Consider the following 12812-nt stretch of genomic DNA (forward strand, 5'->3'; position numbering starts at 1 on the left):
TCGATATTCGCAAGACAGGCTCAGTATCTTGCCGGTTTAACGGCTTATTCTGTCTCAGTTTAACAAACCATGCAGAAATTCGGCCCGGGTTGCCGGATTAGATTTAAACAATCCACCCAGTGCCGTCGTTGTTGTTTCACTGGTTGCGTCCATCACCCCACGCGCTTTCACACAATAGTGGGTTGCATCGATCGTAACAGCGACATCATCCGTTTCCAGCAACACCTGTAAGGCTACCAGAATCTGCTGTGTCATTCTTTCCTGTACCTGAGGGCGCTGAGAAAAGAAACGGACGATCCGGTTGATTTTAGATAATCCGATGATTTTTCCCCGGGGAATATAGGCAACCGCAGCCTTGCCATCAATCGTAACCAAATGATGTTCACAAGTACTGGTCACCGTGATGTCTTTAACCCGAACCATCTCGCTCACCTTCATTTTATTTTCAATCAGCGTGATTTTGGGGAAGTTGTGGTAATCCAGACCGGAAAAGACCTCATCGACATACATCTTAGCAATACGATGCGGTGTTTCTTCCAGGCTATCGTCAGTTAAATCCAGTCCGAGCAGATTCAGAATTTCACGCATATGGTATTCAATTCTTTCTTTCTTCTCTTCCCTTCCCACAGGATTGGGATACATTGGCGTTTCTAAACCGCGATGTTCGAGTGCATTTTTGACCAGCAACGCAGACTCGCTCAGACCTGACATGACATTACCTCTCTAATTCAACCCTTTCGGATGGCTGACAAGGATACTCGGAATTTGCAATAATTACATCCACATTTTATGGCAGGAAATTAGAATCACCCCAAGTGCTTGTTCTTTATAGGGCAATTTTGAGGCTTGTGTTGTCATAAAGTGCAATTTATTGCATTAAAATATTCATATACCCAAGTAACCTCAAGATGCAGGATTCAGAGTGTCTTCAATCGGTGCCATTCAAGGAAAATGTCGGCAGGAATGGCATTCCATTTCAACGGCATTTGACGCAGAAAGGGGCCAATTGAAGCACTCCCGAAGGGCGAGTTCACTGAACTCAGAGACAAGGCAGAGATTCTCGCTGAAACTGCATCTTGAGGTCACTTGGGTATAAAAGCGCACCGGCATGAAACCATTCATGCTAAAGTAGCCCCTCAACAATATAAAACATGAATTAGGATAAACAGATATGGGATGCTGTGATACCAAAGGACTTCTCTCGATCAAAGATGCAATTCAAACAATGCTGGCTGATGTATCACCGATAAAAATTAGTCAGAACCTTCCCATAGAAACTGCATTAGGCTATGTCCTTGCCGAAGATATTCGTTCTCCGATAGATGTTCCCCCATTTAATAACTCTGCAATGGACGGCTATGCAGTCCGCCGTCAGGATCTGGCAGAATGCGATACACTGCCTCTCGCCGGAAAAGCCTTCGCCGGACAGCCTTTTGACGGGGAATGGCCGGAAAAGACCTGTGTCCGGATCATGACTGGTGCACCGGTACCTTCCGGCTGTGATGCAGTCATCATGCAGGAAAAAACAGAATCCACAGCTGATGGTATTCATTTTCTTACGACAAAGGTAAAAGCACAGGACAATATTCGCCCGCAGGGAGATGACCTCAGACAGAATGAAATTGTATTTCCTGCTGGCACCCGTCTGACCGTCCGGGATTTGCCATTACTGGCTTCTCTGGGCATCCGTCAGGTACCGGTATTCAGAAAGCCCAGAGTGGCTATTTTCTCAACCGGAGATGAACTGAAACCTGTAGGAGAACCACTCAAAGCCGGAGAAATCTACGACAGTAATCGCTATGCGATTCGCCCCATGCTCGAGAAATTCGGCTGTGAAGTAATCGATCTGGGAATTATTCCTGATGATCAAACACAATTGACTGAAACATTTGAAAAAGCCCAGTCTCTTGCCGATGTCGTTATTACCTCCGGTGGTGTGAGTGTCGGAGAAGCGGACTACACCAAAAATATTCTCGAATCTCTCGGGCAAATCAATTTCTGGAAAATCGCGATTAAACCGGGGAAACCATTCGCTTTTGGTAAACTGAATCATTCTCTGTTTTGTGGTCTGCCCGGTAATCCGGTTTCTGCGGCAGTCACTCTGTATGTCCTCGTTCAGCCAATGCTCGCAAAACTCGCCGGACATACACAATGGCAGGCTCCGGCTCAGATGCAGGCAGTCAGTAAAATTTCCTTTAAGAAATCTCCCGGCAGAGCTGATTATCAGCGAGGCATATTCAGTATTGAAAACGGGCAACTGGTCGTCGATAACGCCGGGAATCAGAGTTCCGGAGCATTCCGGGCGATGAGTGCTGCCAATTGTTTTGTTGTTCTGGAGCAGGAACGGGGATCGGTTGAAGCCGGAGAAATGGTCACCATTGAACCGTTTAATCCGGCACTGTACTAGAGAAAACGAAATGAATACGCATAACGAATTACTCAGCAATGAAGAGTATCTCCGTTATAACCGCCAAATCATACTGAAAAACTTTGACTTTGACGGTCAGGAAGCTCTAAAACAAAGCCGGGTCTTGATCATCGGCGCAGGAGGACTGGGATGTGCTGCCAGTCAGTATCTCACATGTGCCGGAGTCGGCAGTATCACACTGGTTGACGATGACGTTGTTGAACTTTCCAATCTTCAGCGCCAGGTTTTGCACACCGATCAGGACATCGGCCGGATGAAAGTCGATTCTGCCGCAGATGCACTTCGTCAGCTCAATCCTCACCTGAAGATTGAAACCATTGCTCAGCGGCTTGACGACTCAGAGCTGCTGACACTGATTCGGGAACATCATGCGGTTCTGGATGCCAGTGATAATATTGCCACCCGCAATCAGCTCAATAAACTCTGCTTCCAGAGTAAAACACCGCTCATTTCCGGAGCAGCGATCCGTATGGAAGGCTTTTTAAGTGTTTTTACCTATCAGGCCGATGAACCCTGCTATCAATGCTTCAGTGCTCTGTTCGGCAACCACGCGCCAACCTGTGTCGAAAGCGGCGTTCTGGCTCCGGTGGTTGGTATTATCGGTACAATGCAGGCACTTGAAACCATTAAAGTTCTGGCGAATTATGGACAACCTCTCCGGGGAAAAGTGCTGTTACTCGATGCGATAACGCTCTCATGGCAGGAAATGAAGCTGACGAAACGGAAACAGTGCCCGGTCTGCCATTCATAGTACGGCATCAAAAACAGTACGGCACTATAATAAGTGACAACGTCACTCAAAATAGTGCCGTTGTCCTGAAATTTCAATAAAAGGAATGGAACAATGTCACCGCTTGTCTCAGCTCAATGGCTGTCCCAACGTCTTTCTGATCCCAATCTGGTCATTCTGGATGCCAGTATCACCTTTCAGATTCCGACCGAGACTGAAAAAGATACCATTCATAAAATTCCCGGAGCCCGCCGCTTCGATTACGATAAAGTGTTTTGCGATCCCGACAGCCATCTGCCGCACATGATACCGGATGAAGAACGCTTTAATCAGTGTGCCCGCGAGCTGGGACTGAATCAGAACTCCGTCATCGTGGTCTATGACAATAGCGGTACATTCGCATCTCCACGGGCATGGTGGATGTTCAGATCCATGGGACATCAACAGGTCTATATTCTCAACGGCGGCTTAACTGAGTGGAAACAACAGGGAAAACCTCTGGCAACAGAATACCAGACCAATGTGAAACCCGGTGATTTTTCCGGAAATCTGCACGCCGATTTTTTTGTCGACGCTGATTACGTTCTCGGGCAAATTAATCAGGAAAACAGTATTACGATCGATGCGCGATCACAGGAACGTTTCTCAGGTGCTGTACCTGAGCCAAGGGAAGGAATCAGAAGCGGTCATATTCCCGGTTCTGCCTGTCTGTCGTTTACCCAACTCATTGATCAGCACACACTGAAACCCGCCGAAGCGCTTCGTCCCCTGATGGATAAGGTTCTGCCTCATGACGCCGGAGAATATATTTTCAGTTGTGGTTCCGGTGTTACAGCCTGCATCGTTTTGCTGGCCGCATATGTGTGTGGTTATCAGAATCTGAAAGTCTACGATGGCTCATGGACTGAATGGGGAGGCTCACAGCTTCCGATCATGACGGGTGAATGAGCTGATAAGCTCCATTGATGTGTGTACTGACAACTGTTCCTGTTAACACTGGAATAGTTTTACTAACACTGAAATACTTTTACTAACACTGAAATAGCTGTAGGGCGTGTTTATATTCCGATAATCACGCCCTGACACTCATAAATTAAAATCTTTTGTCTGGGGCGTATCAAACACGGCAGCTTCAGAAATATAAACATGTGAAGCAAAGACATCTTTCTGTTCTTTGGTCAGATCTTTCGGATCTTCGACTTCCGGCCAGTCCGGATTATAGAAAAAGATTCGGTTGACCAGACTTTCATCATAAATGGCCAAATGCAGTTTCAGATCATCATAAGGCAGAATCCTGTCTTCAAATCCCAGCGCCGCCACAGCATTACGAGCCACTTTCACCGTATTCTCGTTTTTAAAATCCGTGTTATTGGCGCTACTCTCACGGTTGGTGAATGTCACCCGTGAGCCTATCGGTAAAGCATCAAATAACTCCCGATCGGTTAAATTGGCTTTTTCACCGGTTGCCGGATTCACAAACGGCTCATCCGGTCCGCTTCGGCGCAACCCACTTTTTGATTGCAGTCCGGTACTTTCAAAGCTGCTGATTTTAATTGGTTCACCGGTTTCAAACAGTTCTTTTTTCTCCTCCGGAGAGGCGGAATGATACAACGCATAGAGTTGTAATACCTGTGCATATTCGGCACAGTCTAAATAATATTTCGTCCCCGGTTTTTTCGGCCCGAACAGGTGCTCATCCAGTAACTCCCCCATAGAAATCCCGTCTTTAACAACCCAGGCATTATCTTTATAGTTGGAGAAAATCTCGTCATTCTTAAAATCTTTCTTTACTGCGGTGCGATTCAGAATACTTTTCAGTGTATGTGCATCGATTTCCTCCCCCAGCCCTTGTTTCTTCTTAATGAACTGCACCAATGCATTCGGCTGACCAAAAGTAATCCGGTTTTCAGACAGATGAACCGCTTTGGTCAAAGCCTGCTTATAACGTGCTGATGCCGTTTTTCCATCGGGGAAATTGAGGATATCAAGGCCAGCTTTGGTCAATCCCATTCCGGGAGGAAACGGTGGCATCGAACCGGATGCCGATGATGCTGTTCGTCCCGAATCAGGCCGTGGTTCAGGCGTTGCAGCATGAGTGGATGACGTCTGTCCGGAAACTCCGGGGCGAGCAACTGCCGCAGTATGAGAAGAAGATTCCGAAGTCCGGTGGCTCTCCTGCCCCTGCGTACGAGATTGCCCCTGAGAAGCTTCCTGAGATGAAGGCGACTGGGAATCATGATTCGCCCCCCATAAATAATTAAAGGCTGATGTAACAATATTTACCATTGCGCATGCTCTTATTATTTTCTGAAAATTCAGGAAATAAGTGGCGATTGCTGCATGACAAGTTCCGTTATTCTGATTTAAATGTCATTTGCTCATCAAGGTTGAGTATCGTCAGAGCATTGGAAACACTGGTTGCAATCACATCGATAGCTCCGGTTCTCAGAGCGCCCAAAAGTGCCAGTGGCTTACTGTTTTCGGCTGCGATGGCAATCACCTCGGCAATCGGTCTGAATTCTTCAATGCTCAGGCCAATAATCCGGTCACTCATCACCGTTTTAGCAACTTGCCCGTGAATATCGAAAAAGTCATATCCGGCAAAGTCCCCGACAACACCTTGTTGTAAGCGGGACTGAACAACCTCTTGAGAGGTAAACCATCCCAGATCTACCATATAACTATTCTCGCTCATATCACCGATACCAACTAACGCGACATCAGCTTTTCTTGCCAGATCCAGCGTCTGTTTGATCGTTTCATTTTCCATGAATGCCAGTTTCTGTGCCCGGTTCTCCGCGTAAGCCGGCGCATAAAGTGTTTCCGATGTTCCCCCATATTTTTTCGCCAGTTGACGGCAAATGTGGTCAGCATTAAACATCCCGCCTCTCGGGTGGATTCCCCCGATACTACAGACAAACTTCACATCCTTCGGAGAAATCACCCCGACATGATGTGCCACAGCTGACACATTTCTCCCCTGACCGACCGCAATTACCTGACCGTTGCGTAATGAACCGGATAAGTAATTGGAAACCAGTCCGGCAATTTGCTGGCGTTGCTGTTCTTCTCCGGGCTGATCCAGTGCAATCAGTGCCCGTTTAATCCCAAAACGTTCGATCAGACGCTGCTCAACCTTAGCACTGAATACCGGGTGGTATTTTACGGTAATTTCAACAATGCCTTCATCCCGGGCCTGTCTGAGCATCCGGCCAACCTTCGCTCTGGAGATTGAATACTTTTTTGAGATCTCTTCCTGAGTTGCACCATCCTGATAGTAAGCAACCGAGATCTCAGTTAGCAGATCTGAGTCTTCAACGGATATTTCCTGTGGGCTTGTCATCATTTCCTCCCGGTCATCCGGCTAAAATCCCAGGATAGCGATTCACACGATCCCGGTAATAGATAGTAGTAAACTAGCCTTTATATAACAAATGTTACCACCTGATACAAATGCTCACTATAAATTTGACTCATTCGGATAGAGAAAACCCGAGTAGATGAGCGAAAATTCGGGTTCCAGCAGGGAAACAACAGCTGAACTTTCTGAATATCCGCGTAAGATGGAAGAAATTCATGATAGCCGTTGACTTTCTCTGTGGTTCGGATAAATATGGATTCATCATTTACTCATCATTTGATCATATGTTCAAAGCACTTGAGCAAATGTTGAAGATTTATCAAGCCAACACCGGAATGATGTCATCTCACCATCGATGATGAAAGCGTCCTATGATGAGAATGTTATATCATATGAGTGTTGTGCTTTTGGCCTAAGAGAGGATGATCGGAATATGAGCAATCAACTAGAACAACTTCGCAAATATACCACTGTCGTTGCAGATACCGGCGAAATAGAAGCCATTAAGAAATATCAGCCTGAAGACGCAACCACGAACCCATCGTTAATTCTGAAAGCAGCTCAGATCCCTGAATACGCAGCGTTTATCGATCAGGCAATCAGCTATGCAAAATCTCAGAGTGATGACAAAGCACAACAGCTTGAAGATACTGGTGACATGCTGGCAGTTACCATCGGTAAAGAAATCCTGAAAACCATCCCTGGTCGTATTTCGACTGAAGTTGATGCACGTTTATCTTACGATACTGAAAAAACCATTGAGAAAGCCCGTAAGCTGATTGGCCTGTATAACGATGCTGGTATCAGTAACGATCGCATTCTGATCAAAGTCGCCTCAACATGGGAAGGTATTCGTGCAGCAGAGGTGCTGGAAAAAGAAGGCATCAACTGTAACCTGACTCTGCTATTTTCATTTGCTCAGGCTCGTGCCTGTGCTGAAGCCGGAGCTTACCTGATCTCGCCATTTGTCGGCCGCATCATGGACTGGTACAAAGCCAAAGAAGGCCGTGACTTTGCAGCCAGTGAGGATCCGGGTGTTCTGTCTGTCACCAAAATCTACAACTACTACAAAGAACACGGTTACGATACCGTCGTTATGGGTGCCAGTTTCCGTAATACCGGTGAAATTCTGGAACTTGCCGGCTGTGACCGTCTGACTATCAGTCCTCAACTTCTTCAGACACTGGAAGAAACCGAAAGCCAGATCGATGTGAAACTGACTCCGGCGACAGATGTGAAAGCACGTCCTCAGCCGATGAGCCACGCTGAATTCCTGTGGGAACACAATCAGGATCCAATGGCTGTCGAGAAACTGGCTGAAGGGATTCGTAACTTCGCTATCGACCAGGGCAAACTCGAAGCCATGATTAGCGAAAAGCTCTAAGGTGATTCCAGAGAGGACTGTGTAAAAACAGTCCTCTTTCTATTTATACCCAAGTGATTTTTATACCCAAGTGATCTTAAGATGCAAATTCCGGAAGCATTTGGGTATACACCGTTTCACAATCTTCATTTAATCTTGTTGAAATATTATTGGAAAAAAATATGAACCGTAAACTTCTTGCTAATGCAATCCGTGCGCTGAGCATGGATGGTGTTCAACAAGCCAATTCTGGTCACCCCGGCGCCCCGATGGGGATGGCGGATATCGCTGAAGTGCTCTGGCGCTCTCATCTGAACCATAACCCGCAGAACCCGAACTGGGCTGACCGTGACCGTTTTATTCTGTCCAATGGCCATGGTTCGATGCTGATTTATTCATTGCTGCACCTGACTGGCTATGACCTGTCTATCGATGACCTGAAGAATTTCCGTCAGCTTCACTCGAAAACACCGGGCCATCCGGAGTACGGTTATGCGCCGGGCATCGAAACGACCACCGGTCCGCTGGGACAAGGCATTACCAATGCCGTGGGTATGGCGATTGCGGAAAAAGCACTGGCAGCCCAGTTTAACCGCGATGGTCACGATATCGTCAATCACCACACTTATGCTTTCCTCGGCGATGGCTGTCTGATGGAAGGGATTTCGCATGAAGCCTGTTCACTGGCCGGAACTCTGGGTCTGGGTAAACTGATTGCTTTCTGGGATGACAATGGCATTTCGATTGATGGTCATGTTGAAGGCTGGTTCAGCGACGACACGCCAAAACGATTTGAAGCGTATGGCTGGCATGTGATTCCGGCGGTTGACGGTCATGATCCGGCAGCGATTGAAGCGGCGATTACTGCGGCGAAGGCAGAATCTTCCCGTCCGACCCTGATTTGTACCAAAACCGTGATTGGTTTCGGCTCGCCGAACAAATCCGGTTCGCATGATTGCCACGGTGCGCCACTGGGAGCCGATGAAGTACAGGCCACCCGTCAGCAGCTGGGTTGGGAATATGGTCCGTTTGAAATCCCGGCAGATATCTATGCTGAGTGGGATGCCAAAGCAGCCGGAGCAGCGAAAGAAGCCGCCTGGAATGAAAAATTTGCCGCGTATCAGTCGGCGTATCCGGAGCTTGCTGCTGAATTCACCCGTCGGGTCAACGGCGAACTACCGGCTGACTGGGAAGCACAGGCCAGTCAGATTATTGCGGACCTTCAGGCCAATCCGGCCACGATTGCTTCGCGCAAAGCCTCGCAGAATGCACTGGAAGCGTTCGGCAAGCTGTTGCCTGAATTTATGGGCGGCTCGGCTGATTTGGCACCATCGAACCTGACGATGTGGTCCGGCTCGAAGTCTCTGACAGCAGATGATGCATCAGGGAACTATATCCATTACGGTGTGCGTGAATTCGGGATGACAGCCATCATTAACGGGATTGCGCTGCATGGCGGCTTTATTCCTTATGGCGCCACCTTCCTGATGTTTATGGAGTATGCCCGTAACGCGATGCGGATGGCGGCACTGATGAAAGTGCAGAACATTCAGGTTTACACGCACGATTCGATTGGTCTGGGTGAAGATGGTCCGACCCACCAGCCGGTTGAGCAGATTGCTTCCCTGCGTCTGACACCGAACATGAGCACCTGGCGTCCTTGTGACCAGGTTGAATCAGCGGTGGCCTGGAAACTGGCGATTGAGCGTAAAGATGCACCGACTGCACTGATTTTCTCCCGTCAGAATCTGGTTCAGCAGGAGCGTGACGCAGTTCAGCTGGCAAATATCGCGAAAGGTGGTTATATCCTGAAAGATTGTCAGGGCACACCGGAGCTGATTCTGATTGCGACCGGCTCTGAAGTGGAACTGACTGTTCAGGCTGCGGCTGAGCTGACGGCAAAAGGCAAACTGGTTCGTGTGGTTTCTATGCCATCAACCGACGCATTTGACCGTCAGGATGCAGCTTACCGTGAAGCGGTTCTGCCTGCATCGGTGACAGCCCGGGTTGCAGTTGAAGCCGGAATTGCAGATTACTGGTACAAGTACGTCGGTCTGAACGGTCGTGTTATTGGTATGAGCAGCTTTGGTGAATCAGCACCGGCCGGTGAACTGTTCAAGCTGTTTGGCTTCACGGTTGAAAATGTGGTGGAAGTGTCTCAGTCTTTGCTTGGATAACATAACAACTACAGCAGAAACGCCAGCAGATTGCTGGCGTTTTTTTATAAGTCATCACCGCATAAATTATGACGGAAGAATAAAAAACAGTTCTACCCGCCGGTTGCACGCCTTCCCCTGCTGAGTCTGATTCGTACACGCAGGAACGACATCTCCATATCCCCGGGTATAAATAGAATCGAGAGAAACCCGGTTGCTTGCAAGAATGCGTTTCACCGCCTCAGCCCGCTTTTTCGATAACTGATCGTTGTAACGACTGTCTCCCAAATCATCCGTATGACCATCAATGACCAGTTCGACACCATGAGTCACCGCCAGATAATCTCTGATCTTCATTAGCCACACTAAAGACTCCGGCGCAACATTGGTTGAACCGACATTGAACTGTACCGTACGCTTCACCCGGACAATCATATACTGACCAGGCAGAACTTCGTAATCGATCCCATTACTCAACAGGAAGCTCTGTAATGACTGATAAGTACTATCTGGCCTTTTCTGGCCTTGTGGTCCCCGAACACCGGAACCGCTAACCTGAGCACCCCGTCCCCAGTCAGGATAGATAACATCTGAGTTATTTTTCGGAGCCGTATCTAACATGTTGTCATTAAACAGACGATCAGTGACGAATGAACCACATCCGAAAAGAGAGAAGCTTAATAGGTAAACGACAAACTTCATTGATTTGCGATCCTTGTTTCCGACATACCCACTTTATCGGCTAAATTATAAAAACTTTATAGCTGATTTTTCGACATTTGCCTGATTGTTAAACAAGAAATATTGCCTTTAGAAACACTTTTCTGTGAAATAATGTATCCAGTGCGAATTCAGACAACTTTGTCCAAATACCGGCTCCTGAAGTCGTGTAGAACAGTGGAAGAGTTGCTTTCAACAGAATCATCGATTCAACCCAAGGAATACATTTATCATGGATAAAAATTATATTTTCTCAATTTTCATGTTCATCATCGCCGGTATTTTTCTCTACCGGAACTGGAAACGGAGCCAGTCGGCATCCAAAAATGTCAGTGCTGGGAAAGCCTTTCTGGAACAGAATGCCAAAGAAGAAGGTGTGATAACGACAGAAAGTGGTCTTCAGTACCGAGTCTTACAGGAAGGAACCGGAGAACAGCATCCGGCACTGTCCGATAAAGTCAAAGTTCATTATCATGGAACATTACTGGACGGCAAAGTATTCGACAGTTCAGTCAACCGGAATAAACCAATTACCTTTGGGGTAAAACAAGTGATTAAGGGCTGGCAGGAAGGTTTACAGCTGATGGTCGTCGGACAGAAGGTACGCTTATTCGTTCCAGCTTCGCTGGCTTATGGAAACCGGGGAATCAGAACAATTCCACCCGGTTCTCTGTTAATCTTTGATGTCGAACTACTCGACATTCAATAAAGCTCAACTCATGTGGAGAACTGCATCAGCAGTTCTCATTTAGCTAATATCAGAAGCGAAAAAGAATCGTTCACCCAATAAGCGGATGAAAGACCAACCCTTGTTTGGTTACTAAAATACAGTCCATCCCACCAGCATGAGCAGCCTGTTTCCCCAGCTCAGTATCTTCAAAAACAACACACTCTTCAGGTTTGAGCCGGATCTGATCGCAGGCTTTAAGAAAGGTATCCGGATTGGGTTTATGGTTTTCTACATCACTTGCCGTTACCACAGCATCCAGTTTGTCCAGCAGTCCTGCTTCTTCTAATAATGCCAGTGCATGATCCCGCGGACTACCGGTTCCTACGGCAAGTTTCTTATCACCCTGGGCATCTTCCAGAATGTCACACGTCAGAGCAATCCGCTGACTCGGGCGCTCAAGTAAATGAAATGAATGCTGTTTAAACTGTGAAACTTCCCTTGGATCCAGAGACAAACCATAGCGCCGGTTAATCTCATCAACCACCTTAATGCTTGGCATTCCTCCCATACTCTGGAGCCATTCGGCGGCAAAAGGGAAATCGAAACGTTCTGCGGCTTTTTTCCAGGATTCGACATGAGTCGGCATCGTATCGAGCAGTGTTCCGTCCATATCAAAAATCAGCCCTTTATATTGTGCTAACTGAACAGACAGATCTGGCTGATCCATATTCTTCTCTCCCCTAACAGCTTTGATAATACGGGTATTAATGGTAATTTTTTCTCAGGAAACCGATCAAAAATGGGCCTCACAGGCCCACTTAATTTTCATCCAATGACTTATTTTTCATCCGATGGCTGACAAAATCGCCTGCGGCGTATCCCAGGTATAAACCCACTCAGGGACATCACTCCCACAGGGAGCATGCCATATTCGATCCAGAGTATGCAATCCCCCGAGGTGATCATAAAACTCTATGGCTCTGATATTCTGTTCCATGACTTCAATGTATACACCACTATCCGGGAAATAGTGCTGGATCCATCCGGTAACTTCCTTCAAAAGTAACTTAGCGATACCTTTTCCCTGATATTCAGCAGCAACATGAAGGGATTCAATCACTGTCCCTTTCTCAAAATCATGGTTACCAAACGCACAGATGAAACCGCAGAGTTTGCCATCTTCTTCTGCCAGCACTACGTGCTGGTTAATAGGCGGATTGATCAGCCTGGCCTGCCAAATCAAACGCCGATCCTCTTCCACTTCATCCCGGAGGTAATGTTCTTCCATTACACCCCGGTAATTCTGCTGCCAACTACGGGCATGTAATTCAGCAATTTTTTCAAAATCACTATATTCAGCTACTCGAATATCCATTTAATAGCC

The 12812-nt window shown here is 47.2% G+C and carries 12 protein-coding genes; 6 read left to right on the forward strand and 6 right to left on the reverse strand.

Annotation, left to right across the window (positions count from 1 at the left end):
- Positions 1-54 precede the first annotated feature (54 nt).
- Entirely contained in the window at positions 55-711 is a 657-nt protein-coding gene (gene folE, locus OCU74_RS19260; protein WP_087480765.1) for a GTP cyclohydrolase I FolE, read from the reverse strand.
- A gap of 460 nt (positions 712-1171) precedes the next feature.
- Here folE and moeA point away from each other — a divergent pair, with 460 nt between their 5' ends.
- From moeA to OCU74_RS19275, 3 genes are all read left to right on the forward strand, one after another.
- Positions 1172-2407, forward strand: a complete 1236-nt coding sequence (gene moeA, locus OCU74_RS19265; protein ID WP_087480764.1) for a molybdopterin molybdotransferase MoeA — start codon at positions 1172-1174, stop codon at positions 2405-2407.
- Positions 2408-2417: 10 nt separating this feature from the next.
- A complete protein-coding gene (gene moeB / locus OCU74_RS19270) occupies positions 2418-3179 on the forward strand; it encodes a molybdopterin-synthase adenylyltransferase MoeB (RefSeq protein ID WP_087480763.1) in 762 nt (253 codons plus the stop codon).
- Positions 3180-3272: 93 nt separating this feature from the next.
- Complete coding sequence (locus OCU74_RS19275; protein ID WP_087480762.1) at positions 3273-4106, forward strand: sulfurtransferase; 834 nt, start codon at positions 3273-3275, stop codon at positions 4104-4106.
- Positions 4107-4244: 138 nt separating this feature from the next.
- Here OCU74_RS19275 and OCU74_RS19280 read toward each other — a convergent pair whose 3' ends face one another.
- On the reverse strand, positions 4245-5444 hold the full coding sequence (locus OCU74_RS19280; RefSeq protein ID WP_087480761.1) for a hypothetical protein: 1200 nt from the start codon (positions 5442-5444) through the stop codon (positions 4245-4247).
- Between the two features lie 67 nt (positions 5445-5511).
- The gene (locus tag OCU74_RS19285; RefSeq protein ID WP_087480760.1) at positions 5512-6501 is read right to left on the reverse strand and encodes a sugar-binding transcriptional regulator; all 990 of its coding nucleotides are present in this window, start codon (positions 6499-6501) and stop codon (positions 5512-5514) included.
- A gap of 451 nt (positions 6502-6952) precedes the next feature.
- Between OCU74_RS19285 and tal the strand changes: the two genes are divergently transcribed.
- Together tal and tkt are read left to right on the forward strand one after the other, a co-directional pair.
- The gene (gene tal, locus OCU74_RS19290) at positions 6953-7903 is read left to right on the forward strand and encodes a transaldolase (protein ID WP_087481169.1); all 951 of its coding nucleotides are present in this window, start codon (positions 6953-6955) and stop codon (positions 7901-7903) included.
- Positions 7904-8064: 161 nt separating this feature from the next.
- Entirely contained in the window at positions 8065-10059 is a 1995-nt protein-coding gene (tkt, locus tag OCU74_RS19295) for a transketolase (protein ID WP_261856171.1), read from the forward strand.
- 66 nt (positions 10060-10125) lie between these two features.
- On the opposite strand, the gene OCU74_RS19300 is transcribed toward tkt, so the two are convergent.
- Positions 10126-10740, reverse strand: a complete 615-nt coding sequence (locus OCU74_RS19300; RefSeq protein ID WP_087482064.1) for an OmpA family protein — start codon at positions 10738-10740, stop codon at positions 10126-10128.
- Positions 10741-10990: 250 nt separating this feature from the next.
- Here OCU74_RS19300 and OCU74_RS19305 point away from each other — a divergent pair, with 250 nt between their 5' ends.
- Entirely contained in the window at positions 10991-11467 is a 477-nt protein-coding gene (locus OCU74_RS19305; RefSeq protein ID WP_087482065.1) for an FKBP-type peptidyl-prolyl cis-trans isomerase, read from the forward strand.
- Positions 11468-11537: 70 nt separating this feature from the next.
- Here the strand turns inward: OCU74_RS19305 and OCU74_RS19310 are convergent, their stop codons facing one another.
- The gene (locus OCU74_RS19310; RefSeq protein ID WP_087482066.1) at positions 11538-12155 is read right to left on the reverse strand and encodes a beta-phosphoglucomutase family hydrolase; all 618 of its coding nucleotides are present in this window, start codon (positions 12153-12155) and stop codon (positions 11538-11540) included.
- 117 nt (positions 12156-12272) lie between these two features.
- Positions 12273-12803, reverse strand: coding sequence for a GNAT family N-acetyltransferase (locus OCU74_RS19315; protein ID WP_087482067.1), 531 nt, complete (start codon positions 12801-12803; stop codon positions 12273-12275).
- Positions 12804-12812 lie beyond the last annotated feature (9 nt).

The sequence above is a fragment of the Vibrio mangrovi genome, assembly GCF_024346955.1.
In the GTDB taxonomy this organism is placed as follows: domain Bacteria; phylum Pseudomonadota; class Gammaproteobacteria; order Enterobacterales; family Vibrionaceae; genus Vibrio; species Vibrio mangrovi.